General features: G+C 53.4%; 25 protein-coding genes. 23 read left to right on the plus strand and 2 right to left on the minus strand.

From position 1 onward, the window contains the following. Window positions 1-105: 105 nt before the first annotated feature. The 3 genes from HCR03_RS17695 (at window position 106) to HCR03_RS17700 (ending at window position 5,620) form a co-directional block, all read left to right on the plus strand. Window positions 106-2,880, plus strand: coding sequence for a cadherin-like beta sandwich domain-containing protein (locus HCR03_RS17695; RefSeq protein ID WP_187035679.1), 2,775 nt, complete (start codon window positions 106-108; stop codon window positions 2,878-2,880). Between the two features lie 427 nt (window positions 2,881-3,307). Continuing rightward, on the plus strand, window positions 3,308-3,583 hold the full coding sequence (locus HCR03_RS20375) for a hypothetical protein (RefSeq protein WP_330601193.1): 276 nt from the start codon (window positions 3,308-3,310) through the stop codon (window positions 3,581-3,583). Between the two features lie 63 nt (window positions 3,584-3,646). Beyond that, a complete protein-coding gene (locus HCR03_RS17700) occupies window positions 3,647-5,620 on the plus strand; it encodes a hypothetical protein (protein ID WP_187035681.1) in 1,974 nt (657 codons plus the stop codon). A 37-nt stretch (window positions 5,621-5,657) separates the two neighbouring features. On the opposite strand, the gene HCR03_RS17705 is transcribed toward HCR03_RS17700, so the two are convergent. Beyond that, window positions 5,658-7,628 (minus strand): ATP-binding protein, encoded by a 1,971-nt coding sequence (locus tag HCR03_RS17705; RefSeq protein ID WP_187035684.1) that lies wholly within the window; start codon window positions 7,626-7,628, stop codon window positions 5,658-5,660. A gap of 123 nt (window positions 7,629-7,751) precedes the next feature. On the opposite strand from HCR03_RS17705, the gene HCR03_RS17710 reads away from it, so the two are divergent. From HCR03_RS17710 to HCR03_RS17730, 5 genes are all read left to right on the plus strand, one after another. Continuing rightward, on the plus strand, window positions 7,752-8,972 hold the full coding sequence (locus HCR03_RS17710) for a hypothetical protein (RefSeq protein WP_187035687.1): 1,221 nt from the start codon (window positions 7,752-7,754) through the stop codon (window positions 8,970-8,972). Then, window positions 8,969-10,501, plus strand: coding sequence for an MORN repeat-containing protein (locus tag HCR03_RS17715; RefSeq protein ID WP_187035689.1), 1,533 nt, complete (start codon window positions 8,969-8,971; stop codon window positions 10,499-10,501). The genes HCR03_RS17710 and HCR03_RS17715 overlap by 4 nt, the downstream gene beginning before the upstream one ends. Window positions 10,502-10,513: 12 nt before the next feature. Continuing rightward, the gene (locus HCR03_RS17720) at window positions 10,514-11,086 is read left to right on the plus strand and encodes a Pvc16 family protein (protein WP_066643764.1); all 573 of its coding nucleotides are present in this window, start codon (window positions 10,514-10,516) and stop codon (window positions 11,084-11,086) included. A 123-nt stretch (window positions 11,087-11,209) separates the two neighbouring features. Then, window positions 11,210-11,698, plus strand: coding sequence for a hypothetical protein (locus HCR03_RS17725; RefSeq protein WP_187035691.1), 489 nt, complete (start codon window positions 11,210-11,212; stop codon window positions 11,696-11,698). Window position 11,699: 1 nt separating this feature from the next. Beyond that, entirely contained in the window at window positions 11,700-12,086 is a 387-nt protein-coding gene (locus HCR03_RS17730; RefSeq protein WP_187035692.1) for a DUF4280 domain-containing protein, read from the plus strand. A 146-nt stretch (window positions 12,087-12,232) separates the two neighbouring features. Here the strand turns inward: HCR03_RS17730 and HCR03_RS17735 are convergent, their stop codons facing one another. Further along, on the minus strand, window positions 12,233-13,219 hold the full coding sequence (locus HCR03_RS17735; RefSeq protein ID WP_187035694.1) for an IS5 family transposase: 987 nt from the start codon (window positions 13,217-13,219) through the stop codon (window positions 12,233-12,235). 149 nt (window positions 13,220-13,368) lie between these two features. Here HCR03_RS17735 and HCR03_RS17740 point away from each other — a divergent pair, with 149 nt between their 5' ends. The 15 genes from HCR03_RS17740 to HCR03_RS17805 all read left to right on the plus strand — a co-directional run bounded on the left by HCR03_RS17740 (window position 13,369) and on the right by HCR03_RS17805 (window position 25,681). Continuing rightward, on the plus strand, window positions 13,369-14,898 hold the full coding sequence (locus tag HCR03_RS17740) for a phage tail sheath family protein (RefSeq protein WP_156989431.1): 1,530 nt from the start codon (window positions 13,369-13,371) through the stop codon (window positions 14,896-14,898). Between the two features lie 14 nt (window positions 14,899-14,912). Further along, window positions 14,913-15,341 (plus strand): phage tail protein, encoded by a 429-nt coding sequence (locus HCR03_RS17745; RefSeq protein WP_066643760.1) that lies wholly within the window; start codon window positions 14,913-14,915, stop codon window positions 15,339-15,341. A 13-nt stretch (window positions 15,342-15,354) separates the two neighbouring features. Continuing rightward, the gene (locus tag HCR03_RS17750; protein ID WP_187035696.1) at window positions 15,355-15,723 is read left to right on the plus strand and encodes a phage tail assembly protein; all 369 of its coding nucleotides are present in this window, start codon (window positions 15,355-15,357) and stop codon (window positions 15,721-15,723) included. Window positions 15,724-15,764: 41 nt separating this feature from the next. Continuing rightward, window positions 15,765-15,902, plus strand: coding sequence for a DUF6760 family protein (locus tag HCR03_RS20710; protein WP_407926882.1), 138 nt, complete (start codon window positions 15,765-15,767; stop codon window positions 15,900-15,902). Between the two features lie 17 nt (window positions 15,903-15,919). Continuing rightward, window positions 15,920-16,360 carry a phage tail protein gene (locus HCR03_RS17755; protein ID WP_156989433.1) on the plus strand — a complete coding sequence of 147 codons (441 nt, stop codon included), beginning with the start codon at window positions 15,920-15,922 and terminating at the stop codon, window positions 16,358-16,360. Continuing rightward, complete coding sequence (locus HCR03_RS17760; protein WP_156989434.1) at window positions 16,357-17,049, plus strand: hypothetical protein; 693 nt, start codon at window positions 16,357-16,359, stop codon at window positions 17,047-17,049. The genes HCR03_RS17755 and HCR03_RS17760 overlap by 4 nt, the downstream gene beginning before the upstream one ends. A 38-nt stretch (window positions 17,050-17,087) precedes the next feature. Continuing rightward, window positions 17,088-17,747 (plus strand): CIS tube protein, encoded by a 660-nt coding sequence (locus HCR03_RS17765; RefSeq protein WP_187035698.1) that lies wholly within the window; start codon window positions 17,088-17,090, stop codon window positions 17,745-17,747. 4 nt (window positions 17,748-17,751) lie between these two features. After that, entirely contained in the window at window positions 17,752-18,849 is a 1,098-nt protein-coding gene (locus HCR03_RS17770) for a phage late control D family protein (protein WP_156989436.1), read from the plus strand. A gap of 2 nt (window positions 18,850-18,851) precedes the next feature. After that, the gene (locus tag HCR03_RS17775; protein ID WP_156989437.1) at window positions 18,852-19,589 is read left to right on the plus strand and encodes a phage baseplate assembly protein V; all 738 of its coding nucleotides are present in this window, start codon (window positions 18,852-18,854) and stop codon (window positions 19,587-19,589) included. Window positions 19,590-19,607: 18 nt separating this feature from the next. Beyond that, entirely contained in the window at window positions 19,608-20,006 is a 399-nt protein-coding gene (locus HCR03_RS17780; protein ID WP_066643752.1) for a GPW/gp25 family protein, read from the plus strand. Next, the gene (locus HCR03_RS17785; protein WP_187035701.1) at window positions 20,003-22,501 is read left to right on the plus strand and encodes a baseplate J/gp47 family protein; all 2,499 of its coding nucleotides are present in this window, start codon (window positions 20,003-20,005) and stop codon (window positions 22,499-22,501) included. The genes HCR03_RS17780 and HCR03_RS17785 overlap by 4 nt, the downstream gene beginning before the upstream one ends. Then, complete coding sequence (locus HCR03_RS17790) at window positions 22,486-22,797, plus strand: hypothetical protein (protein WP_187035703.1); 312 nt, start codon at window positions 22,486-22,488, stop codon at window positions 22,795-22,797. The genes HCR03_RS17785 and HCR03_RS17790 overlap by 16 nt, the downstream gene beginning before the upstream one ends. Beyond that, window positions 22,794-23,576 carry a hypothetical protein gene (locus tag HCR03_RS17795; RefSeq protein WP_187035705.1) on the plus strand — a complete coding sequence of 261 codons (783 nt, stop codon included), beginning with the start codon at window positions 22,794-22,796 and terminating at the stop codon, window positions 23,574-23,576. Before HCR03_RS17790 ends, HCR03_RS17795 begins: the two co-directional genes overlap by 4 nt. 15 nt (window positions 23,577-23,591) lie before the next feature. Further along, a complete protein-coding gene (locus tag HCR03_RS17800; protein WP_066643749.1) occupies window positions 23,592-24,200 on the plus strand; it encodes a phage tail protein in 609 nt (202 codons plus the stop codon). Between the two features lie 344 nt (window positions 24,201-24,544). After that, window positions 24,545-25,681, plus strand: a complete 1,137-nt coding sequence (locus tag HCR03_RS17805) for an ROK family transcriptional regulator (RefSeq protein ID WP_066643748.1) — start codon at window positions 24,545-24,547, stop codon at window positions 25,679-25,681. Window positions 25,682-25,728: the final 47 nt, after the last annotated feature.

Below are 25,728 nucleotides of genomic sequence, written 5' to 3' on the forward strand. Positions count from 1 at the left end.
GCATCTTGTTAGAATCCTGTCAGAGGTGTCCGCTATCATATGAAACAAGGAAATTATCAGGGCAGCAAACCTGTTCCACTTGAAATGCGAGGAGAGAAGAACAACATGAGCAGAAATACGGTCAGTCAAAAAGCGCTTTCTATCTTGCTGTGTTTTGCGCTGGTATGCGGCATTTTTTCGCTGGATACCGTAGGCGTTTACGCAGATCAGCCGACTATGGACGAATCCCATCTTCACGACAGCCAGATTGTTCTGGACCTTGACAGCGGCAGCATCATGTTTACTGCATACGGTTATAATGCATATACGTTTGGTGATGGCATTTATCATTGTTTTGATTCGAATGCTACCATTATCATTCGTCAGAGCAGCACAAACTCTACCACGAATACGATTATGGACGTTGGTACCCCGTATCCCGTAAACCTTACGCTGGACGGCGTAAACATTGATGTTTCCAATGTAACGGACCCTCTTTCGAAGACCAACGACATCTCCAACACAGCGAAGCACTGCGCGCTCTGCCTGTCGGATCTTACTGTCGGCAATGATTATCCTGCGGTGAATCTGACACTGAAAGACAGCAACTACCTGAAAAGCGGCAGCTGTTTTGCCGGGTTGCAGGTAGACGGCAAACAGACGCTGAAGATTGACGGCAGCGGCAGCCTGACCGCGACCGGCGGTTTGGGCGGGGCGGGAATCGGCGGCGGTGCACACGTTGATACTGTATTTCAAGATTATGGTTTTGGGTGTGGTACCATTGGGATTCGCGGCGGCACGGTGACGGCGGTCGGCGGTGATACGGGTACCGTGAATCAGGTTACAGTATACGGCGGCGCGGGAATCGGCGGCGGCGGAATTCATGTAGGAAATGGCGGCGATGGCGAAAGCGGCGGTAACCTTACTGTTTCCGGCGGGGCGGTAACAGCGAACGGGAACGGCGGCTCCGCTGGGATCGGCGGCGGCGCGGGCTTCCAGGGCGGCTCCAACGGAACCGTTTCCATCACCGGCGGAACGGTCACGGCGAACGGAAGCACCGCTTTAGTCAATTATGATGGACTCTACACCTTACTCCGCAGTGCGGGAATCGGCGGCGCCGGAGGAAAAGACACAGGCGGAAGCGGCGGCACAATCACCATTTCCGGCGGCACTGTGACCGCGAAAAGCTCCGGCGCAGCGATGGTAAAGCTGCCCAACGCCCCGGAGAATGATAATGTTGGCAATTATGTCCTTCAGTACGGCGGCTCGATTTCTCAGGGCGGGCAAACTTACCACATCTATTACAAATATATTAACGGTTTCGGCTATTTGTATCATGCCACTTGGGAAAACGGCAGTATGGACCATATTTTACAAGTTCCGACCGACGGGGCGGCCATCGGCAGCGGAGGAATTTGTCAAAACAATATGCTCAATAGTGAACATTCTTCTCATAGCGACAGCGGGGACGGCGGCACAATCGAAATATCCGGCGGCACGGTAACGGCGGAAAGCACCGAAACAACTGACAGCATTCTAGGCGGCGCAGACATCGGAAACAGCGAAGCATCTTATTACTATAAAACGGGCTGTTCACATTATACCCTTATGGGAAGTTGCCGTTTCACCGGCGGCTCCATTAATACCCACCTGACGGGTAACTTCGCGGCAAGCCCGGCCCCTACGGACGGCAACGGCAACCCGGTTTACAAAACGACTGCGACATTGCCGGATATTCACACGCCGACGACGGTGACCGTTAAGCTGGCGAGCGGCGGCTTTTCGGCACAGACTGACGAGAAAGGCGGCCTGTATCTCTGGCTGCCGGAAACAGGCAGCAGCGATACCGTTCAGTACAATGTTACAATTAATGGGGCGGATATCTCCTATGAACTGAAAGGAACCGTAAAAACGGACGGCTCGAGTCAGCTTACCCCATACCGCACGGACGCTTCGCTTGAGAATCTGAGCTTCGGCGGTCAGCAGGCCTCGCCGACTTCAACGCCTGGCACCTATCAGGTAAACGTCGGCAGCAGCACGAAGATTATAACCATTCAGGAACTAACAACAAGTGATCTGTATTCCTTCTCGGTCAACGGTATGGTAGGCAGTGCAACAAGGTCTGTCGTGGTAGCGGTTCAAGAGCTTGAAACCGATCTGTCCGTCTTAGTTTCGCCAAAGGGCGACGCGGAGAAACATTATACCGTCCGCGTAATGCGCGCGGCAAGAAACAATACGGCACTGACCGGCCTTGCCATCAACGATAGGGCGTGGATTCCGGACGCGGACGGCGCATACCGGTTTATCGTCGAAAATTCCATGACTGCCGCAAAGGTGCGTGCCGTCCCGTTAGACCCGAACGCTTCCTATACGATTCAGGCAAACGGTAAAACGCTGACTCCGGGCGCCGACGGCGCGGAAGTAGCGCTGGGCGATATGGGAAGCACGACGGACATTTCCATTGTGGTGCGCGCGGAGGACGGAACAACTCAAAAAACCTACCATCTGTTCCTGTTCCGGTCAGGGTCGAGACTGAGTGACCTCATTTCGGTTTTGTCTCCGTCAGGCGCGGCCATCTGCGGCTTTAACATTACGGCTTCGGTCGGCAGCGGTACGGCCAGTATTCCCGTGGACGTGACGGTCAGCAAGGGCGCGGTGTGGGGGGATTTACAGCGATCCGGCCTGTACACAGGTCATCGCAAACAACACCATGACGCTTGGGGCCGGGGCAAATACGGCGTATTTGAAAATTCTGTCGCAGGATGGCGTGGGTCTGTCAATCTATACTCTGACCGTAACCCGCGCGTCAAATCCGAGTTCTTCGCACGGTTCTTCTCACGGAACTTCCGCGCCGTCCCTGCCCTCTTCGCTGACGGACGCCACGACGCATATCACCGCTGACCTTTCGGGCGTAACCTTCCCGTCGTGGGTGACTGGTATTTCACTTGCCGTCATGCCGGAAATGGCAAACGGCGTTCCGACGGGGACGACGGGAGGCGCGGCCGACCCGCAGGGCGCGGCGGCCTGCAGCCTTGCCGTATCCGATCAGGCGCTGAGCGTCATTGGAACGCCGCTTCTCTTGAACATCAGGCTGCTGGACCGGAGCGGAAACCCTGTTTCCTTTACCGGCAGTGTCACGGTCAGGATTCCGCTTCCCGCGGGGCTGCGAGGCACGCCGCGCGTATTCCGGTACGAATCAGACGGTACGCTGACAGACATGAACGCGGCCGTGGAAAACGGCTTCCTCGTATTCCAGACCACCCATTTCAGCGATTACGTCGTCGCGGGCACGGGCGATTCGATCACGCTGGACACAAAGGATTATTCGATGCCCGTCGGCGGAAGCTATCAAATTGGCGTGAAGCTGACCGGTACGAAAGCCGCGGCGGTAAAATTTCACTCGACAAACGATAAAGTCGCAACTGTTGCAAAGCTGAAAAACGGCAATTATCAAGTCACCGGAAACGGCCTTGGCACGGTGTACATCATGTTCGACGTGTACGACAATAAAAACAAACTCCTGACCCACGCGTCGGTAAGGGTCGATGTAAAAACCGGAATCAGGCCGAGGGGCGATTCCACCAGACAGATCGGCGTATTTTAGAAGTTGAGTGCAAGGCGCGAAAGCACCTTGCACATACCTAAGTTCAAGGTGCGGAGGATAAAAATGGGACTCTTTGACATCCTTAAATGTTGTATCCCCATATTTAAATCGAGAAAAAATGCAAGAAAGAAACGCTCAAGATCCAGCGCTGCATCGATTCCGGGCCGATCGTATTCAGGCGCAGGGATTAAGAAGGAACCTCTTTTGTCTTTGCCACCAATACCACAAGAGATGCGTGAAGATCAGGATTCGATCCCTCAGGAAGAGGCTCCAAAAGAAGAAATAGTACAAACAGCGCCCCAGCAACGGTCGGTTAGTGCAGCGCAAGACACTGAACCTCAGGCGGCAGGTCAAGAAGCGATAACAGTGCTGCCACAACCCCATCAACCAATTAGCTTTCGGTGTGACGACAGTGGAAAGCCCCAAAAAGAAATTAAAAGACCTGAAACAAAGGTTCAATATTTAATTTTTGAAAACCCCAAGCCAACGGAAGAGTCAAAAGCCGTAGTTTTGGCTTTTGGTAATATTGAAGGAGGGAGAGAAAAAGCGGCTGAGCTAATTAGAAATGCAATTAAAGCTAATGGAGATCAGAACGTTAAGGAACTATTAGATGGGTTGGAGCAATGTGGCGGCAGTTGTTATATCTCCTCAGTTAACGCACTTTTATTTTTTGAGCACGCCGTTCAACGTGCCTTTGAACATGAAATAGGACATTCAAAACAGTCAGAGCAATTGGGTGTTGATATGGCTAAATCTTTGGATGAATTGAATAGTAATGGAATCCGTGCGATGGATTTGCATAATATTCTCTTCAATGAAAACAAATGTATCCAACTAGAACCTCCGGAAGAATTGCGAAAATGCTACTTAAAAATCACGCTAACAGGGGGAGAACCTTTCTATATTAGAGTTGAATATGTGTCAGAAGCTCTAAATGGAGTTCAAAAACAGTTGACAGATCAACAAGCAAGAGCTGTTCCAAAGTCGCTAAAAGCCAAAAAAAATATTGTTGGTCTCGAAGCGAATAAAGATGCAGTTTTTTATCAACAAATTTTTACTGGCATACAGAAAACAATCGAAGATTTAGAAAAAAATCAAATAGAAGAAGTTGAATTTTTTCATGATGGTAATTGGACATCGATATTTAGTAAAAAGCCTTTTTCGGATAATAGTGATGTAAAGGTTTTTTTAATCAAAGAAGTTCTGGATTGTCAGCTTCAATTTATTGATGAAATTCTAAACGACATTTTTAAAAACGTTAGTGTTACTAGTCCTTTTAATATTCAATCCTTAAAACGTGATGTGGAATACTTGCAATCAACGAAGCAAAAGCTATCGAAAAGAATCAAAAAACTTGAAGGTGATGTGGAACGCTTGCAATCAACGAAGAAAAGTCTATCGGAAAAACTTGATGTGGAACGCTTGCAATCGGAAGAAAAGAAAATGGACAAACAACTTTTTGATTTAGAATTTAAATTAAAAATGCTCAACCAAAGATTAAGTCAGGTGAGACAAAATCTGAAAACAAAGAAAAGTGAATATAAGTCCAAGAAGAAAAAACTAGAGGAAAACGAAAGTGTTAAGTGTGCACTCAAATTACAAGGATCATGGCATAAAATAAAAGACGAACTAGATCAAGCCGACCAAATCACAGGCCCCGCTTCCCCTCTTTCTCCGTCCCTTCCTCCAACGTCGCTGTCAGGCAAAGACGTCGCAGACATGGCTCCTCAGCAAAATCTGCCGGAACCGCCGCAATCCCCCTCGCCGCCTTCAATGGCTCATACAGGAGGTAATGAGCACGGTCATTTTCAGCCATTGTGGCTATTAGAACCAACTTCCGTAGCACCTCAGCAAGATGGTGGCACAGATGTGATGGGTCCAGATGCAAGGTCAATCACAGATATGGATTTAGGTGAGAAATCTGATATGCGTGAGATGGATAAATCTCCTGAAACAGTATTATCGACAGCGAGTGAGGAACCCGATAAGCCAAAGTACGGCGAAGAGGACTCAGTCACAGATACGGAAGATTTGTAGAGCCTCAAGGGTAAAAGCACTCACCAATTTGGTTAGGTTATAAGACCTGGAAAAGTAAGGAATCATTTGCCGGCCCCGTTTTTCCTTCTTTTTCCGCCTCATTCCTGAGCGCTTCCATCATCAGCTCGTTCGTAACCCGCCCGCCCCGCGCCTTCGCGGCCATGCGGGTTAACCGTGCGGCGGCGTGGATCGTCGCCGGGGAAAGCTCCAGCTCCCGCGCGTATGTCTTCAGGTCTAAATCGGGGCAATCCCCCGGGAACGCCTGTTTCCACAGCAGAATCCGCTGTGCCTCGTCCGGCATGGAAAAGCGCGCCAGAACCGTAATGCGGCGCAGGAACGCCTCGTCGAAGTTTTTGAACAGATTCGTGGCCAAGAGAACCGTCCCGCCGTACTGCTCGATGCTTTGCAGCAGGTAAGACGTTTCCACGTTCGCGTAGCGGTCGTTGGAGGAGCTTACCTCCGTGCGGCGGGAAAACAGCGCGTCGGCCTCGTCGAAAAACAGGATGCAGCTCCGCTCCTTCGCCGCCTCAAAGATTTCCGCCAGGCGCTTTTCCGTTTCGCCGATGTATTTGTCCAGCACGCGGGAAAGGTCGATTTTCAGCAGTTCCAGCCCCAGTTTATTTGCGATGGCGGAGGCGGCCATCGTCTTTCCGGTTCCGGATGGGCCGTAAAGCAGGCCGATTACGCCCCTGTTTTCGCCGGAATCCCCCCGCTTTTCCGCTTCGCGGTTGGATTCGATGCAGCCGCAGAGCAGCTCCAGCCGATTCCTCGTTTCGTCCGTGACAATCAGGTCGTCCATTTTCGCGCCGCTTTCCACATTCAGGGCGCCGGAAATCTCTTTTTCCTGCGCGCGCACCGCAAAAGCAAAGTCCCCGCCGCCGATCTTCCCACGTCCCTGCCGACGGCAATGCTCTTCGGCGGCAAGCCACGCGGTTTCGATCTGCCGGAAGGTCATCCGGAAGTAATCCGGCGCTTCCGACGGTTCGATTCCGTACTTCCCGCAGAAATAACTTTGCGCGGTTTCATAATCTTTTCCGTTCAGAAAGCCGGTGGTCAGATGCAAAACCGTTTTTCCCTCAATTTCCGGCGCGGGGCAGTCTTCCCGGTCGCTGAGGACCAGGCACGGAATTCCCCGGTCCGGGAGCTGCCGGAACAGAGCTTGCGCTTCTTTCGCGCAATCCGGACCATATCCGCATACGCACAGCACGCTGTTGGAAAGCACCGCGTCCAGCGCGCATTCACAGGAACGCGCGAAAAGCTCCGCTTCGTCCGGCTCTCCTCCGCATTGGTAAAACAGGCACGGGCGCTCCGTTCTTGCGGCGGCGCGGCGGGCAAGAATCCGTTTTCCGCTTCCCGCGCGGCCGGTTACATAGAGAAGAATATTTTCCCCGCGCATCATTTTTCGAAGCGCGTTTTCGGCGGATTCCAGCAATTCATTCCGAACCGGCAGAAAATCGTCGGCATGATCTTGAAACAGGCGGCGGTTCCGGCCATCCTGCACGTTCCCGTTCAGCAAAAACCGAAGCACGTTCCTTCGCAGCAGCAGCGGGGTGAACAGAAGCGGCTGAACCGCGTCGCTTCCCTTTTCCAGGCAGAACAGGTAACGCAGGACGGAGTGTTCCGCATCGGCGGCGTTCAGACCCTCGTCGATCCTGCCTTCCGAAGAAAATTGGGAATAGATGCCGCAGGCAAAGTCGAAATTCGGCACGGGAGTTCCCGTCAGGCTCTGGACGCTGTTGCGCAGGCCGCCGTCCAGTTCGCAGCACAGGGCAAGGACGACACAGAACCACCCGCATCCCTCCAGCGCAAGCGCTTCCCTCAGCGCGGGCAAGGTCAGATACGGCTCCGAAGACTGTTCACGTTCCCTGATTTCACGGACCGCTTCGGCGATCCGGCTCCGAACCGGTTCCGGATTGTCGGAATCCATCAGAGACACGCATTGCTTGCATATCCCGATGGCATCCATAAGGTTCTGCCAGTTAGAATGGTACCCGTCCCGTGCCGCCATAAAAAAATCCCCCTTTTGGTTTGGCTCGATCTTTGCTTTCATTATAGAAGATTCATCCTGCTATTTCAATCGACAGCTTTCCGTAAAATGCTGTTATAAAACGTAAATTTCACGAGGTAACCTATGGAGAACGAATTTTTTCTGCGAAACAGATATGAAAAGGGCATGCTTCTGACCGCCGAGGATCAGGAGCAGCAGCAGGCGTACCATGTGGAAAAGCGCAGGCTGCTGAACCGCTTGGCCATAGGGTCCGGAATCGTAAACGGCTTTTCGCTGGGAACGGACGAAGACGGAACGGTGCTGACGATCGGCGCCGGCCTCGCGCTGGATTTCGCCGGGCGTGAAATTTACCTTCCGCGGACAGTCCGAATAAAAGCGGAGGAATTACTTCCGTCAACAGATCATCTGGAAGGGTGGCTCCGTATTTATGTCCGGTACGACGAATCGGCCGTGGGCGAAGCGGCTGTTTTACCCCTGCCGGACGGAGGCCACCCCGTCATTCCGAACCGGATTCAGGAATCCCTGCAAATAGCCGCCGCGCTCGAAGTTCCGGCTGACGGCGTTGAGCTTGCGGAAGTGCGGATTGCGCCGCGGGACGGGCTGCCCGTGATCGCGGACCTGAATCCTTGCAGCCGCACGTTCCGGTCCGCTCTGTTTTCCGTGAAGGACGAAACGAAGACAGCGGCGAGCGGGGTACTGTCGGTCAACCTTGACCGCATTCCGGACTATGAAGGTGCTTTTTATTCCCGGGAGGTATCCCACGGCTTAGGGCCGGGCGCGAATATCTCCGTCATAACAGCCGTGTTGGACGGCGACGGGGATTCCGGCTGCGTAATCAGCGGGAATTCGGAGCTGTTCGGCTGCCCCCTGCGAACGGCGGTCAAACTGTTCCCGGAGCGCGGAAGCTTCATTGCCGCGGTGCGGCCGCATTCCGTTCAGAACGGGCTGCTGCGTCTGCGTTGGTACGCGCGGAAAATGGAGGACGGGGGAGAGACGCCTGAGGAAGAAGAACCGATCCCAAACGAAAAAAGCAAGCCCGAAAATCAGGAAGCGGAGCCGGCTGAATCCGCTTTTCCCGAAAGCGCGGAGTTCCTTTTGAATCCATCGGTCGCGTTTCTGCGCAGAGGGCAGACCGTAAAATATACGCCGATTTTTCACAACGGTATTTCCGGGAGGGACTGCCGGTTCCGGGTTGCGGATCCTGACGGAGGAACCATCGACGCGGACGGAATCTATACGGCGCCCGACCGGGCCGGCGTTTTTGAAATCGCCGCGAGCATCGACGGCCTGCCGGAAATTTCGGCAAACGCCCTTGCCTGTGTCCTCTCGGAGGAAGAGACATGAAAAAACTGCTGAAAGCGCTCTGGAAAAAAATTGTTGCGTACCCGACCTCGTGGAAGGATTATGTCACCGTCGGAAGATGGATGATTTATAAAAAGCTGCTGATCATCGTTTCCGTTCTGATCCCGGTTTTGGCAGTGGCGCTGATTTGCTTTTTCAGCCGCCAGCCGGCCGGCGCGGTACCGGTTTTCCGTGAATCGGATGCGAAGCTGAAGCTCTATTCGGGGCAGGCGGTCGTACTGATGAATCAGGGAAATCAAAAAATCTATGCGGGGCAGGTTGCCTGCGGAAAATATTCCGGCAGCGGGCAGCTTTATTCCCCGTCGGACGGGACGCTGATTTATTCCGGCGATTTTTCCGAAGGGAAATACTCCGGCCAGGGAAGCCTGTACATCGGAAAACAGCTCCTATATGCAGGCGGTTTTCTGAACGGCTTATATAACGGAAACGGCACTTTATATTCCGGAAGCAATGTCCTTTATTCCGGTCAGTTTGCGAATGGCGCTTACGATGGAACCGGAACGCTGTACGAAGGAAAAAACATTTTGTATTCCGGACAGTTTGCGGGCGGGGCTTACAGCGGGAAAGGAACTCTGTACGCGAACAGTGTCAAAGTATATGAGGGCGGATTTGAAAACGGCCTCTACAGCGGTCAGGGTTCCCTTTACACGCAGGGCAAGCTGATTTATACCGGCGGCTTTGCGCAGGGGAAACGGGACGGGCAGGGAATTCAGACCACGCCGGATGGCGTTAAGATTTATGAAGGCGCCTTCCGTAACGACTGTTACGACGGAGAGGGAAAATTATATTCCGGCGGCGGCGCCCGCCTTCAGTTCGAGGGCAATTTCATTCAGGGAAAGCCCGGCCCCAGCGGTTCCATTTACAATGCGAGGGGCCAGCTCCTGTACAGCGGCGCCGTATATGAAGGCTCCGTGGATTATCTGAGCCTGTTGGGAATTCCGGTTTCCACGCTGCGGACGGAAGTAAAAGAAGTGCCCGATATTTATTATGGTTCCGGTTTCGTCGGGTATCTCTATCAGGAACTGGGCTTTGCGTTTATTACAAAGTACGATTACTCAACGGATTCTTCGCAATCCGGACCAGCAATGAAAAACACATTATCCATTTCTACGTCTTCTGAAATAGTAAGCGAAGCAGACAGCAGTTTGTTCGCTAAGCCGGAGGATAATCTGGTAGTTAATACCCTGCTGGTTGAAGAGCGGTTCTTTTCTTTGCAAATGCCGGAAAACGAATCTCCGTCCGCTGTGAAAAACAATATTACCGGGTTCGAGGAACTGATGGAATCCCGGCTTGCCCGTATTCCGCATTCTTCCTTCCGGCAAAGCTATCAGCCCAGGACCACCATCCGGGGAGACCATCTTTTTGAAGCGTTGAATCTTCCAGAAGCTGCCCAATTCACTGGAAAAAGCTTTGACAAGGACGGAGTCACCTATTTTTATCGAACAAGCGACTGCACAAAAGACGGCGTACCGTGGGTCATCTTCTGTGAAAAAGACAAGAAAAACGAATAGGAGGAGAGCGATATGGCCGGATACGGCATTATTGCGGACATAAGCAAATATCTGCTGGACACCGTGCGAAATTCTGTCTGCCCGAATCTGATTCAAAGCCGGGAACAGATCTCCTTTGGGTCGCCGAATTCGGAAAACCAGACGGCGCTGCTTTGCGTTTATCTGTACGGGATTCAGGATCATTACGATTATTTCCCGCGGGACGCGGCGTCTCTGCTGCAGTCCTCGTCCCGGAAAACGGCAAAAGCACTTTCCCTTCAGTACATCCTGTTTTTCAGCCGACACGCGCAGATGCCGCTGGACGCTCTGACCGGGCAGCGGGTGCTCGGCAGGCTGATCCAACAATTCTCTGTCGGCCCGACGATCGACATCGCAGGGATCCACGCGGAAGCGGACAGAGAGGATCTTCCGGCAGAGATTGCGTTTTCCAAATTGGACTCACACCAACGTCAGGAGCTTTGGAACGGCTTTTCCGAGCCGCTGCGCCCCGCAATCTATCTGCAAATCGGACCAGTCCTTCTGGCGGGAGAATCGGAAAGCCTGAACCGCGTCGGCGAGTTTAGCGGAGAAGTGGAAAACGTATGAAACTTGTATTTTCCTGTGCGCTCGTGCTGCACCGTCCGTTCGATTCCGCCCCTCCGGAATCAGAGCCGGAATTTCGGATGGATGGGCGCGTTCTGAATCCGTTTCCGAAACCGGGCGGAATTTATGTTTTCGTCGATCTGCCGCCCGGTGCGGTATCTATCCGATGCCCCGGATACCAAAATGCAGCGGCGGATGTTGAGACCGGACAGGTCAGGCACATCTGCCTTTATCCGGACAGCCGGTACAACCCCGCCTGTGGGGTGGCAGATTGTAACCGCAAAAGCCAAGCCCGGAGGCATCAGCTGGATTCGGGACAATTCCTGCGAGATACGGCTGCTTACAAATGAACGAGAAAAGCAAACGATATGCTTATATGCCCGCCCTGGATTTATCGGGGGAAGTCTTCTCTTCTCCCGTGATAACGTGCGGGAGCAGGCCTTAATCTTAGAAAAGCAGCCGCCCAATCGCTATTTTCTCAGCGAGCTGAAGGGAGACTACACCGGCGGGACGGCCTGCAGGATTTATCCCGGAAGAGGGGACGACAGCGGGAACTGCCGCCTGATTATTCCCCAAAACATGGATTTTTCCAGTTTGATTGTAGAGGAGGGGTAATGTGGAACAGGGGGGCGTAAACGGCGCGCTGCTGCAATGCACGTTCGGCATGGTACCGTCCGTACTGACGGTTTTGCCGGGAAGCCGTGTTTTTTGCGGCGGCATGCCCGCGGCAAATATCATGGATAATAAACCGCTTATCAACATCTGCCCGTTCGGGATGTGCACCTGCCCCTCCAACCCGACGGTGGCCGCGGCGACGGCAGCGGCTTTGGGGGTCCCGACTCCGGCTCCGTGCATACCGGTTACCATTTCACCCTGGGTGCCCGGTAATCCAACTCTTTTGTTTGGCGGGTTTCCGGCACTGACGCAGGAAAGCAAACTGATTTGTTCCTACGGTGGAATCATCACCATCAGTACGGCGGGTCAATCTTCCGTCGAATATTAAGGAACCTCTGAACAAATGGCGCAGGAAGAGGAATTCAGCGAAAAGGGATTCAAGAGGCGTTCCAAACTGAATGATTACGTCGAATTTCAACGCTATACTCCTGAATTTATTTCCACTTTTGCGGAAATGGGCGCACTTCTCCCTTGTCAGGTCTCACTGAAACTTCGACCTGCCACTGCCAGCATATAGAGATTTGCGCACGCGAACATGGCATACAGCCGGTTCTCGTTTTTCATTAAGCCTCTGTACCGGGTTTTCGTGTAGCCAAATTGGCATTTGATGATGCGAAAAACGTGCTCCACTTTGCATCGCACAGAGGATTTGCGATGTTCGATGAGACGCTCCCAATCAATGGAATTGTCGGAAACCCTGGGCAGACTGTGCGGACGGCGGTTGATACGGTAGTCGATCTTGGATAAATGCGCGTCATTCCGAACCTCCGGGCGCTTTTGAATACCAAGATAACCGGAATCACCATAGACCACCTCGTCATCCTTACGGATGAGTTTCGCCGCTGCGGTCACATCATGTTCGTTGGCGGCAGTTACCTCTATCGTGTGAACCAGCCCGCTGCCGGCGTCAACGCCGGCGTGACACTTCATGCCGAAACGCCATTCATTGCCCTTTTTTGTTTGATGCATCTCCGGGTCGCGTGCTTTCTCCGCATTTTTTGTAGAGCTGGGTGCGTTGATGATGGTAGCGTCTACAATTGTGCCGCCTTTCATCATGTGGCCGGTAGCTACCATGACGCGGTTAATGGCGTCAAAAAACAGTTTGTTTAGCCCGTCTTTTTCCAGCAGGTGCCGAAACTTGCAAAGCGTCGTCTCATCCGGAACATTCTCCGTCATGAAATCGATGCCGGTAAACTTACGCATGGCATAGCTGTCATAGATTGCGTCCTCGGTGGCCGGGTCGGAAAGGTTGAACCAGATCTGCAGCAGATACATCCGCAGCATCCGCTCAATGCCCATGGGCGGACGGCCCCGTTTGCCGCGGGGATAATACGGCGCAATGATACCGACCCACTCTTCCCACGGGATAATCTCGTCCATGGTTTCCAGAAACTCTTCCCGCCGTGTTTTCTTCTTTCTGCAGCTATATTCGATATCCGCAAAAGTTTGTTGCTTTTTCATTTTTCCGCACCGCCTGTGTCTTGATACTTCTATTTTACCAGAGTTCTCCTCTCTTCGGTAGAGGGGCAGATTAAATCAGAGGTTCCTTAATTTCAAAAATTGAAAGGAGAGAGCTTTGCGGGAAGTGACCCCGTTAAAGACGAGGAATAATGGCTGAATATTTATCACCGGGAGTCTATGTGGAAGAATTCGATTCGGGGATCAAACCGATGGACGGGGTCAGCACCAGTACGGTGGGTTTCGTGGGCATGACCGCCAGAGGACCGCTGACCGGCGTTCCGCAGTTTGTGGGTAGCTTCGCGGAATTCCAGCGCATTTTCGGCGGATACCTGCCGAAGGGAATCTATGGGCAGCGCCGTTTCCTGCCGATGGCGGTGGAGCAGTTTTTCGCCAACGGCGGCTCGCGGTGCTTTGTGATGCGCCTTTTGGATGGAACCGGCGCGCAGGCTTCCGCGGCCGATCTCGGTACCCTGAAAATCACGGCGTCCAGCGTAGGGGCCTGGGGTGATTCCATTCGGGTATCGTGCAAAAGAAGTCCTGTCAACGACAAACTCTGCAATTTGCTCGTATCCAGCCCCGAATTTGAAGAATCCTACGAAAATGTCTCAATGGACCCGAAATCGGACGGCTATCTTGTCCGCCTTTTGGAAAAATCGCTTCTCGTTAGGGCGGAATACACCCCAGCGGAAGAGGTGCCGGATTTGTATTCTCTCTTTCCGGACAGTGAAGAAGACAAGAAAAACGGGAATTGGGTTACCGTACCTTTGACCGGCGGGTGCGACTGCGCAAAGGGAGAAAATCCCGCTGACAAGATCAACGCGGCTGTTCTGAAGGGGACGGATGACGGCCCGAACCGACGCAGCGGACTCTGTGCCATGAAAGATGTTGCGGAGGTCAGCATTTTGGTCTGCCCGGGAGCAACCGACCCGGCGGAGGTACAGGAGATCGTAACGCACTGCGCGGAAATGGAAAACCGCGTCTGTATTCTGGATATGCCGTCCGGTATGAATCAAGTGACCGACCTGCAACAGTACCGCGCACAGTTTGACAGTTCCTTTGCAGCGATGTACCACCCTTGGGTTCAGGTCTTTGAAACGCTGGAAAAGAAATCGGTCTATATGCCGCCCTCCGGGACCATGGCGGGCGTTTACGCGCGCACCGATACGGAGCGCGGGGTTCATAAAGCGCCGGCTAATGAGGTCCTTCGGAACTGCACCGGGCTGGAAACCGTATTCGGAAAACCGGAGCAGGACATGCTGAATCCGGTCGGGGTCAACCTGATCAGGAATATTCAGGGCCTTGGCATCCGTGTATGGGGTGCGCGCACCTGCTCCAGCGATCCAAGCTGGAAATACGTCAACGTGCGCAGACTGTTTATCTATATTGAGGAGACGATACGCCGGAATACAGGCTGGGCCGTGTTTGAACCGAACGATCAGCTTCTTTGGACTAAAGTGCGCGGCAGCATCGCCTCATTTCTCGGCACACTCTGGCGAAACGGCGCGCTGATGGGGGCGACGGAAGCGGAGGCCTACTTTGTCAATATCGGAAAAGGCAGCACCATGACTCAGGACGATATTCTGAACGGCCGACTGGTCTGTGTAATCGGCGTGGCGCCTGTGCGCCCGGCTGAATTTGTCATCTTCCGAATCACTCAGATTATGGAACAGAATGGTTAAAGGGGGAATGAAGAATGGCATATCCGTTTAAAAAATACAATTACGCCGTGCTGATCGACGGCTTTAAGCAGGCCGGTTTTTCCGAAGTCAGCGCCGCGGATGTCGAGGTACAGCATATCGAGTACCGGGAGGGAAACCAGAAAACCATGTCGTTGCAGATGATTCCCGGTATGGTGAAGTACTCCAATGTAACACTGAAATGGGGTTCTTCGGACAGCAAGGAATTTTCCGACTGGATCGCAAAGACAGCGGGCGGCGACGTAACGCAGAAAAAGGTTACCATACAACTGATGGACGAAAAGAACTCCACGGTTAAAGCGGAGTGGACGCTTGAGAACGCCTGGCCGACCAAATACACGGCGCCGGATTTCAAGGCGTCGCAAAATGAAAACGCATATGAAAGTGTTGAGCTCTGTCATGAAGGGCTGAGCCGCACAAAGTAAGGAGTGACTGAATATGCCTCTTATGACGGAATACGAATTTACGCTGCCGAATGGATATGTGGATGAGTCCGGAACCCTTCACCGGGACGGCGTGATGCGCCTTGCCACGGCGGCGGACGAAATTCTGCCCATGAAGGATTACCGCGTGCAGCAGAACCCGTCTTACCTGACCATTCTGATCCTCAGCAGGGTTATTGTCCGGCTGGGTACCCTGAAGGAGGTCGGCACCGACGTGGTGGAGCGCCTTTTCGCGCGGGACCTAGCCTTCCTGAACGATATGTATCAGCGCCTGAACGGGCTGGAAGACCGGACGGTTTCTGCGGTATGCCCGCAGTGCGGAGAAAAGTTTGAGATACCGCTAAATTTTACACGGGAGGAATAAGCGTTTACCCGGAACGGGAGCTATACCGGGAAATTACGTTTATTGCCTACTACCTTCACTGGACGGCCGACGAAATTCTGGTTCTGCCCCACGAGGAACGGCGCCGCTTCTGCCGCGAGATCTCCGACCTTCACGACAGTATGGCGGGACGCCCGAAAAATCCCTTTGAAGTCAACTGAATGGAGTGGAGGAAACGATGGGAAAAACATTGACCGACCGACTTTTACTCGGCTTTAATTTTATCGTAGACACGGAATCAGGAGTTTTTCGCGCATCCAAAGTCAGCAGCATTGAGCAATCGCTCAATCTGGAGGCTTTTCCGGAAGGCGGCGTGAACGGCTATGCCCACGCGCTGATCCGGCCTCAAAGCGAACTGAAAAAGCTGATCTTTGAAAGGGGCTGCTGCGAAGAATACCTGGACCGAAAAATGAGCCGCCTGCTTGGCGTAAGGCAGCAGCAGCTCATGACCATCTGTATCTACGACCGCTCTCAGACCAAAATTCTCAAGACATACCGTGTGAACGGGTGGATGGTCAGCAAATGGAAGGTTTCCGACCTTGACGCGGCTGGCGGCGGCATCCTTCTGGAAACGGTCGAAGTGGTTTATGATACGCTCACGTGTGAGGATTCTGAATGAAACCGAATATTCTGGTGATCAGGTCGGGCACGATTGCCCTGAAGCCGCTGATTCAGCCGCTTTTCTGCCGCGTGGGGAAAAATTTCAGCGGAGCCCGTATGTCCTTGCTAAATCCAGCGCGGGGACCCGAATCCCATATCAAAAGAGTTACATCCAATATTACGAATAACCTGAAAACCGTCAATCATATTTCCGTCAGGGTAATGATCCGGCAAAATGCCCGGATGAAAGAAAACCGGGCGGGCGCAGTTTGGGGCAGCGTCGGTGCCGCGGCCCAAGCGATCATCGACGGAGAATTGCAGCGAGAAATCGACCGGGAGCTCACGCTGATGGAACGCGGGGAAAACATCGGTTCCAACCAGAGGCGGCTGAATCGGATGAGGGCATATCTGAATGCGAAACCGTACCATGTGATCCGGAGCTTTTACGCCGTTCACATGCACAATCCGACCCGTGCGGAATCGGCTTCGGAAACTGCGGGGGAACCGTTTTATACGGATATCGTCCGGGAAAAATCCGTTCGGGATACCCGTTCGGTCAGTGAGATCCATCTGGACGCGGAAAGCGCTGCGCAGCCGCAGCCGGACGACTGCCGGGGTGTGGACGCGAAAAAAATTGCCGGGCAGGTTCTGGAGCAGGTGGAAAAGCGTATGCGGCTGGATCAGGAACGAAGGGGTATTTGGCTCTAGATCGGAAAAATGGAACTTAGGAAAAAGGGGGCGCTGCCGTGGAGAAGGCCGTTATCGCGGCGTATGACCCGAAGAGCAGAAAAGTTCAAGGCGATTTTCTAAACGTGCAATTCAATCCAAATACTTATTCCGTTTCGCAGACAAATACGTTTCAGAAGAACTCAAGGCTAACTTCCGGGCAGATGGCCGACGACGCATTCCTGCAAAGCGGGCCTGCGACTCTGTCAGTCGAGCTGTTGTTTGACACGTTCGTATATGGAGCGGCGGAATCTTCACAGAAAGACGTTCGCGACCAATATCGGCTTTTGCACGGCTTTACTAAGATTGAACCCGATTTGCATTCGCCCCCTCACGTTCGTTTCTCATGGGGGAAGGTTTCCTTTGTCGGCGACATTTTGTCAATACAGGAAACATTTACCATGTTTGCCGAAAACGGAACTCCGGTTCGCGCGAAAGTTGCGCTCAGTATCCAGGGCTGCAACGACGAAGACCTCGTCGCCGGTTTCAACAACTCCCCGGACAGAACGAGGGCAAAGGTTGTCTGTCAGGGCGATACCCTGTGGTCGCTTTCGAATCAGGCCTACGGTTCGCCGGAGCTTTGGAGAACCATCGCAAAGGCCAACGGCATCGAGAATCCGAGAAAACTTTCCCCCGCCGTTACCCTGACCATCCCCGCCATGCCCGGCGGAAAGGAATGAATCCATGGCGCAGTATACATACGAACAGCTGGAAGCCAAATACAACGGCTGGCGGGCCCCGACCGCTAAGGTTTCCATGAACGGGAGTCCGCTTTCCGCCGCAGCCTGGCGGATCGAATCGGTGGAGTGCGTCACGGGGACCGAGCTTTCCGCCGGAATCTGTTCCGTGACGCTCGGCGGAGTTTACGACCGCAAAAACTCACGGTTCCTGTGCGAAGACGAATGGCCCCTCGGCTCCATCGTGGAAGTGGAACTCGGCTACATTGTAACCGAATCGGTTTTCAAGGGTTACCTTTACCGGCTGGAATACGAGCTTGGAGAAGAAGACCCGCCGCGGATGATCCTGCTGTGTATGGATGTCAAAGGGGCCATGATGGGAAACGGCCGACTTGGTTTAACGGGGGGGCTGACCTACCGGCAGGCGATCCGGAGCTTTTTTTCAGGAGAAAACGCCCGCGGCTACAATGTGCTCTGCGGTTCCCCGGAAACGGACGGCCTTCCTGAACTGGACAATCCTATCCCGTTTTCTCCGGCGCAGACGGACGATTACCGCTTTCTGTGCGGCACGGCCCAAAGGTTCGGTCTGGAGTTCTTCGTCTGCAAGGGAAAGCTGCTCTTACGAAAAAAGCCCGACTCCGCCCCGGTTCTTCTGGAGCTTTCTTCCGACCGGGGAATCAAACGGTTCCACGCCGCCCTGAGTTCCGCCGGATATATCAAATCGGTTACGGTACGGGGCGGCTCCGACGACGAAAGGGACGGCGAGAAAAAACGCGCGCTGGGCAAGGCGGAGAACACGCAGTCGATTGCTGCGGAGAGCAGCGACGCCGGCCGCCTGATCGGGCAGCGTTCCGCGGAGTTTTTTTCCTCTGCCGGCGATGACAAAGCGGCGCAGGAACTGGCCGAGGCGCAAATGAGGCGAAGGCGTGAAATGGCAAGCGAAATATCCGTCCGTTTGACCGGCCTGCCCGAACTTCTGCCGGGTTTTTCCGTCAGCCTGACCCGGTTCAGCCCAAAACTGGACGGGAACCTGTATCTGACCTCGGTGATTCATCGTATGGACGAAACGCAGTTCACGACAACGATTACGGGAAGGATGGAATAAAAATGGACCCGTTTGCTCCGGAAAGCGAAAAAATTTACGAATTTTTGCCGGCGACCGTTCTGGCGAACAATGACGAAGACCATAAGGGGCTGCTCAAGGTGGAACTCATTTGCGAGGGAACCGGCAGGGCCGTTCTGGACGGGGTTAAAGTCGTCGTTCCGTTTTCGGGCGACGCTTACGGGATCTGCGCGCTGCCGGAAATCGGCGAACAGGTGGTGGTCGGCTTTCTGAACGGTTCCTTCGACAGGCCTTTCGTGCTGGGAAGCCTCTGTACGGTAAAGGACCGCATGCTTTCAGATTCGTATCACGAAACCAACGCGTACAAGCGGATCGTAACCGCCGGAGGAAACTTAATTGAAATCTCCGACGAAAAGGGCGAAGAGAGCATTTCGGTAAAAACGCCGAAAAAAATCTCGATGATCTTTTCGGAGAAGGATGGAACCGCCGCAATTTCAGCGGGTGAAAATCAGGTAAAAATCAGCGACGCGGACGGTACGGCGGAAATCAGTGCAAAAGAAAAGATTTTACTGAAAACCGGCGGTTCGTCCGTGATGATGGGTTCGGATGGAGGAATTACCGTAAACGGTGAGAATCTGCAGTGGAAGGCAAGCGCCATTTCGGCTAAAAGCAGCGGGGAACTGACGGTTCAGGGGACGAAAACGTCGCTTTCCGGTTCCATGGTGGAAATCAGTTCGCAGGGAATTATGACCATCAAGGGCAGCATAACCAAGATCAATTAATCGGTGAAAGGCATTTCTATGGAGAATGGATTTTTAGGCAGAGGCTTCCCGTTTCCGCTTCGAATAGCCGACGGGGAAATCGAGCCGGAAAATGGGGAAGCAAAGATCAGGCAGGCAATCTATGTGATTCTGATGACGCGTCAGGGGGAGCGGCCGATGCTACCGGAATTCGGAAGCCGCCTGTGGGATTATGTGTTCGATCTGCCCGGCGAAACCTGCCGCCATCTACTTTGCAGCGAGATCGTCCAGGCAGTCTGCCGCTGGGAGCATCGGGTGGATCATGTGAGCGCGGCTGTCGACGATTCTGAGCTTTCGAGGGGAAAGGTTATTCTCACGGTTTCCTATACCGTACGCGCCACCAACCGTCCGGACAATCTCGTCTTTCCATTTTATCTGGAAGAGGGGGGTGGAAGATGAAAGAGAAGGGGGAAATGCCTCTTATCGTTTCAGAATCGCGTGAAGAGCTTTTGGCCGAAGTGAAAAAATCCGCCGGGGATTCGGGGATCACGTTTTCCGACCCAAAGGGCCTCGCCAATACGCTTTTTACGCTTTATTCGTATTTTTGGTCAGAAACGGCGGAACGCCTGAACCGGACCCCGGAAAAGCACCGCATCGCCTTTCTGAATTGTCTTCAGGCCGCTCATTTTCCCGCGCAGGTGGCCAATACTTTTGTCGTTTTTCAGGTGGTGAAAGGATATGGCTGCCCAGTCAAAATTCCGGAAGGGACCGTGCTGACCGCTGTGCCCGAGGACGGCGGGGAATCGGTAGGATTCCGAACCAAATGGAATTTCTGGGTTGTGCCGTCGTCGATCCGGGATATCCTTTGGGCTGATTGTGCTGCCGATACGGCTTGCCGCGTGTATTCGGACGTGCGGGACCCGTCGCCCGAAGCGTTCGAGCCATGGTGCGGGGCAAAACCGGACGGGCGCCACCGGTTCGACATGGCCTTTCGCAACGTATTGGGCGGCAAAGGGAAAAATCTGGACGTCACTCTTTCTATGAATGTCCGCCTGCAGGATACACCTTTGCCCGCCGGGGCGCTCGCCGACCCTGCGCGGTTCCGCTGGAGCCTGACGGATTGGTCCCCGGAGCCGGACGGCGCTTTGGGGAAATCCGTGCGCGTGACGCCGAAAGAAAACAGCGGGCTGGCCCTTTCCGCGGATGGGTTCCGCAGCAAAGAGCCGCTGGCCTGCTTAAGTCTGGAGCTGCTGGACGGAGCCGCCCGCGATTTGTCCTTTGAACAGATCGAGATATGCGCGGAAAAGAGCGGACTGAGTCCGGACGCCGTGGTGATGGGAGACTGTGAATTGGACGGGAACCGGTTTTATCCGTTTCGGCCGATTCTTCATCCGTTCGAAGAATGCGGTGTGTTCTGCGGCGAGGCGCTTTCCAAACACGGCGCGGAAATCACCCTGAGTTTCCGGCTGTCCGTTGAAACGATGGAGGAGTTCCCGCCGCAGAGGGAAGAAGCGGTCAACTATAAATGGATCATGCGAAAGCCGCTACCGAAGCCGAAAGAAGAAGTTCAGGAAGCTTTCGCATCCTCGGTGAAATGGGAGTACTGGAACGGAAAATCCTTCCGCGCCGTATCCGGGAAATGCGGGCCGGCGGACGACTTTTCAAAAGACGGGGAGCTGCGGCTCGTTTTCGACTGCCCGGATGATATCAGCTTGGGGGAGTATGGAGGCAGGAAGGGATATTTCCTGCGCCTGAGCTGCGGGGAATGCAGGGAGCTGTATCGGCTGCCGCGCCGCGTCCATACGCCGTGTATTCAGAACGCGCGGTTTTCTTATCGCTTTTTAAGCCCGCTGCGTCCGGAACGTTTTCGCACCGTTAATTTCGGCGACCGGGCCGAGCTGCCCGCGGATTTTCCGGTTCGGCCTTTTTCCGCGCCGCCCTGCCGGTCGAAATCCCTGTTCCTCGGACTGGACTGGCTTTCCGGCAATCTTCGTGTTCAGATGTGCGCGGCATTGGACGAGCCGCAGGAGGCGGACGAAAAGCTGACGATGGAAATCCTCGGCGAAACCGGATGGGTCAAAATGGCCGTCGACGACGAAACGGGCGGACTGCGGCGCAGCGGGCTGATTTCTTTCCTTACCCCTCCATCGGTTCAAAAAAGATCTCTGTTCGGCGCGGAGCGATACTGGATCCGGATGACTCCACCGGCGAATTCCGAGGGGCTGAAGATCAAAGGATTTTATCTGAACGCACAACGGGTCGAAAACAGGGTCCGGCACCGCAGGGGTGTCCCGCTCCAAAACCTGCCGAAAAGCGGAATTCTTCAGCTCCCCCACGGCAATCTGATCAAAACGTGGGTGTTTGTGAAATCCGCCGACGACGGGAAATGGGAGCTTTGGAAAGAATTCCTGCCGGGCTGTGAATTCCGGCAGGGCCTGTACAAAATCGACCACAGCAGCGGAAGAATCTATTTTCCTCCGCAGATATTTTATCGGGCTTCGACGCCGGACGACGTGATCTTCATCGTTTACGACACGGGAGACGGGAAACGGGCCAACGTCGCAGCTGGTGCAATCAATAAAATGAGGAAGGAAATTCCCTACATTGCATCCATACGGAATCCATTTCCAGTGCTGGATGGTTACGACAGCGAAAAAGACGAAGAACTGGCGTCCCGCGCTGAAAATCTGCTTTACACCCACGGCCATGCGGTTACGGAGAAGGATTACGAGCTTATGGCCCTCGACCTTTGCCCTGAAATATACCGGGCGCGCTGCATCGGCGGAACGCCGGTCCGGCTGGCGGTACTGCTGGATGTTCCGGACAGCCGTGTCGTTTTTCCGAGAATCTGCCGCACGCTGCTCCCTTTTTTAGAGCCTGCGGAGCTGCGCGGACGGCCGGAACGCAAATCGAAATTTTGCGGGCTGTTTCGGTACCGATGGTGTGCAGCCTGAACGTTCGCGCAAAGGATCAGCCGATCGGCGAAGAAATTGAAACGCTGGAAGAAAAGCTTACCGCCTTTTTCGATCCAATCGGCGGCGGCTTGCGCGGCGACGGCTGGGAAATCGGACGTCTTCCGACCTTCGACCAGATCCTGTCGTTTCTGGAGGAAGGTTTCCCTAGGCTGCAGATTTCGGACCTGTCGGCGGCCGTTTTAAAAAACGGCCGTACCACCGATCTTCAAGAAATCACGCCGGGTCCGTTTGACGTTCCCGGCCCCGTCAAAATAAAGGTGGAGATTTCAGCATGATGGAACTTCCTGTTTTGGATGATAAAAAATACCGCAGGCTTTTTGAGGAGGCCGTCGCCCGAATTCCTCTCCTGACGGACAAGTGGACGGATTTCAATCCGCAGGACACCGGAATCATGCTTTTAGAGCTGCTGGCCGCAATGACGGAAATTCAGATCTATTATCTTGATCAGACCGGAGACCGCTTTCTGAACGCCTACTTCGATTTAGTCGCCCCGGGCACCAAAGGAAAACCGGTTCCGCAGCGCAGTGCGGAATTTGTGCGGGAATTCCAGCAGGTAAAAAGCGCAGTGACTTTCCGGGATTATGAAATGCTGGCCCTGAGTTCTTCGCCGCGGCCCGAAAAGGCACGCGCGGAACAGACCGGCGGCATGCTGCGCCTGACCGTCTTTCGGAAAGGACGACTGACATCGGAAGAACTCGGCCGGATCTATCAGGAAATCAAGCCTCACTGCCTTCTGACGACGCGCCTGGAAATCCGGCAGGCGCTGTTGGCGCCATTAAATGTTTCCTGCATGGTTCGGCTTGACGCTGACACGGGGCGTTCACAAGCCTGCCGGGCAAAAATAATAGACATTTTCACCGGTGCCGCCGAGAGAAAAAGGATCGGCGAACGCCCGGACATCGGCGGAATCCGCATGGAAATACTGTCCGTTCCGGCGGTCAGGGAAATTGAACGCCTGTCGATTCAATACAAAGGAACGGATCTGGATAAAATCAGGGAAACAAAGAATCTTTGTTTTGAAATCGAATCGATAAGGCTTGAGCTTTTTACTTAACGGAGGACAATCGGTATGTACAATATAGAAGAACGTCCTTTTTTTGACCATCTGCCGGATCTTTACAAGGACGATCCGCTGCTGGACCGCCTAACGGCTGTTTTTGAGGAGCCTTATCTGAAGCTGGAGAAAATCATTGACCGACTTCCGGAAATGCTGTACGACCCGGATCAAACACCGGAGCCGTTTCTGAATTTTGTGGGAGAGCTCGTCGGACTTCGAAATGGATACGGTCAGTTTTCCCCGGAACAGATGCGGGAATTGATTCCCGTTGCGTGCTGGCTCCAGGGCTGGAAGGGAACCCGGACAGCCATGGAGATGCTTTTGCGAATTTATTTGAAGAATTTTTGCGGAGATCCCGTTCCCTTTCGAATCGTTGAATATGAAAACTGGAACGGCGATCATTCCAAAGAAGTTTTGGTTCGTTATTCCGGTCTGTACGGCGGCGAGCATGACGTAACCGTATTGTTTTTGCCCGAACCGGCTTTGCAGTCCGCGGAAGTACAAAACCGCCTGATTATGCTGCTGAAAGACTATACACCTGCCGCTGCCCGCTTAAACGCGGTATTTATCGAAACGAAAATGGCGCTGGACACTTCTTATCTTGGATATAACGTTCTTTAAATTTGATTCTCAATGCGATACCGGACCGTAGAGCGTGGATGAGTTCAGTGTATAGCCGCAGCTGAGAACGAATACCTCTTCGACCAACAAGATAAAATCCGCGTTTCCCGGCCGACTTCGCTATTTTCCATGAATAATAGGAAATGATTTTTAGGAAAAGGATTAAGAGGAAAAGAAAAGCAACGAGCGGAAATTACGATCAGTCAAAAAATCGATTCCTTTATTGTTCTGTGATGGGAGGTTTACGGATTGCTCCATTCGAGCAAGGGATTGCAAAAGGGGAAAAAATTTATTATAATATATAAAATACTTTTGCAAAAGTAACTTAAATATGGAGAACAGCTATGAAGGAATTAAAAGTACCTGTAACCGAAAGGCGCAGGCTGACCAGAAACAGTATTTACAGTTTCATCTATGAATCCGAGTCCCCTCCGTCAAAGCATGAAATCGCGCAAAAACTCGGGCTGAGTCTGCCGACCGTGCACCAGAATATCACGGAACTGTTAAACGCCGGACTCATTCAGGTCGGAAAGGTGCAGAAATCGACGGGCGGCAGGAGAGCAATCGGCTATTCCATCGTCAGCGATATCAAATTTGCAGTGGGGATCTCCATTACAGCGGATAAAGTGCATTTTCTGGCCTCCGATCTGAAGCAAAGCGAGCTTGCCTATAAACAAATTGCGATCGGTTCCCTGAAAATGAATGAAATTGGAGCGCGGGTCGCAGGGGATTTGGAGACCTTTCTGAACGAGAACAGGCTGGACCGCAGCCGGATGTTGGGCGTAGGCATTACGCTTCCGGCTGTTTTGGACGAAGAAAAGGACGAGGTAAAGTTGTCGCCCACCATGCAGATGCGGAATATCAGCCTGAGCACAATCCGTGAGCCGATCCCTTACACCACCTATATTGAAAACGACGGGACCAGCGGCGGATTTGCGGAGTGGTTCGGGTCGCGGAACACGGTGGGCAACAATATCGCCTACCTTTATCTGGAGAACGGGGTCGGCGGCGCGGTGTTAATCAACGGTGCGCAGTATTACGGGAAAAACAGAAGAAGCGGCGAATTCGGCCACATGTGTGTGGAGCCGGGCGGACTGCTGTGCAGCTGCGGAAAACGGGGATGCCTGGAGGCCTACTGCTCCGCCCTTCGCATCAGCACGAAAATAGGTGTTTCGATTGAGGAGTTTTTCGACGGGCTCAAACAGGGAAACCGGGAATACCGGCTTTTATGGGAAGATCTTTTGGAACATCTGGCGATCGGGATCAACAATATTCATATGATGCTGGACTGCGACGTCGTTCTGGGCGGATTCCTTTCCCAGTACCTGGAACCCTACCTGCCGGAACTGAAACGCATGGTGGAGCAAAAGGATACCTTTGAGGATGGCTCGGAGTATTTACGGCTCGGCCGGTACCCGCGAAAGGCAAATATGATGGGTGTTGCATGGTGCTATATCAAGAAATATATCGAGAGTGTCTGACTTGTATTTGTCCCAAATCAGCAAAATAAACATTGGGGATAATGACT

The sequence above is a fragment of the Caproicibacter fermentans genome (assembly GCF_014303955.1).
Classification (GTDB): Bacteria; Bacillota; Clostridia; order Oscillospirales; family Acutalibacteraceae; genus Caproicibacter; species Caproicibacter fermentans.

Bases quoted from the DNA above. Each gene is read 5' to 3' on its own strand.
- HCR03_RS17695 (WP_187035679.1), top strand. From the start codon at position 106: ATGAGCAGAAATACGGTCAGTCAAAAAGCGCTTTCTATCTTGCTGTGT.
- HCR03_RS20375 (WP_330601193.1), top strand. From the start codon at position 3,308: ATGCCCGTCGGCGGAAGCTATCAAATTGGCGTGAAGCTGACCGGTACG.
- HCR03_RS17700 (WP_187035681.1), top strand. From the start codon at position 3,647: ATGGGACTCTTTGACATCCTTAAATGTTGTATCCCCATATTTAAATCG.
- HCR03_RS17705 (WP_187035684.1), bottom strand. From the start codon at position 7,628: ATGGCGGCACGGGACGGGTACCATTCTAACTGGCAGAACCTTATGGAT.
- HCR03_RS17710 (WP_187035687.1), top strand. From the start codon at position 7,752: ATGGAGAACGAATTTTTTCTGCGAAACAGATATGAAAAGGGCATGCTT.
- HCR03_RS17715 (WP_187035689.1), top strand. From the start codon at position 8,969: ATGAAAAAACTGCTGAAAGCGCTCTGGAAAAAAATTGTTGCGTACCCG.
- HCR03_RS17720 (WP_066643764.1), top strand. From the start codon at position 10,514: ATGGCCGGATACGGCATTATTGCGGACATAAGCAAATATCTGCTGGAC.
- HCR03_RS17725 (WP_187035691.1), top strand. From the start codon at position 11,210: ATGTTTTCGTCGATCTGCCGCCCGGTGCGGTATCTATCCGATGCCCCG.
- HCR03_RS17735 (WP_187035694.1), bottom strand. From the start codon at position 13,219: ATGAAAAAGCAACAAACTTTTGCGGATATCGAATATAGCTGCAGAAAG.
- HCR03_RS17740 (WP_156989431.1), top strand. From the start codon at position 13,369: ATGGCTGAATATTTATCACCGGGAGTCTATGTGGAAGAATTCGATTCG.
- HCR03_RS17745 (WP_066643760.1), top strand. From the start codon at position 14,913: ATGGCATATCCGTTTAAAAAATACAATTACGCCGTGCTGATCGACGGC.
- HCR03_RS17750 (WP_187035696.1), top strand. From the start codon at position 15,355: ATGCCTCTTATGACGGAATACGAATTTACGCTGCCGAATGGATATGTG.
- HCR03_RS17755 (WP_156989433.1), top strand. From the start codon at position 15,920: ATGGGAAAAACATTGACCGACCGACTTTTACTCGGCTTTAATTTTATC.
- HCR03_RS17760 (WP_156989434.1), top strand. From the start codon at position 16,357: ATGAAACCGAATATTCTGGTGATCAGGTCGGGCACGATTGCCCTGAAG.
- HCR03_RS17770 (WP_156989436.1), top strand. From the start codon at position 17,752: ATGGCGCAGTATACATACGAACAGCTGGAAGCCAAATACAACGGCTGG.
- HCR03_RS17775 (WP_156989437.1), top strand. From the start codon at position 18,852: ATGGACCCGTTTGCTCCGGAAAGCGAAAAAATTTACGAATTTTTGCCG.
- HCR03_RS17780 (WP_066643752.1), top strand. From the start codon at position 19,608: ATGGAGAATGGATTTTTAGGCAGAGGCTTCCCGTTTCCGCTTCGAATA.
- HCR03_RS17785 (WP_187035701.1), top strand. From the start codon at position 20,003: ATGAAAGAGAAGGGGGAAATGCCTCTTATCGTTTCAGAATCGCGTGAA.
- HCR03_RS17790 (WP_187035703.1), top strand. From the start codon at position 22,486: ATGGTGTGCAGCCTGAACGTTCGCGCAAAGGATCAGCCGATCGGCGAA.
- HCR03_RS17795 (WP_187035705.1), top strand. From the start codon at position 22,794: ATGATGGAACTTCCTGTTTTGGATGATAAAAAATACCGCAGGCTTTTT.
- HCR03_RS17800 (WP_066643749.1), top strand. From the start codon at position 23,592: ATGTACAATATAGAAGAACGTCCTTTTTTTGACCATCTGCCGGATCTT.
- HCR03_RS17805 (WP_066643748.1), top strand. From the start codon at position 24,545: ATGAAGGAATTAAAAGTACCTGTAACCGAAAGGCGCAGGCTGACCAGA.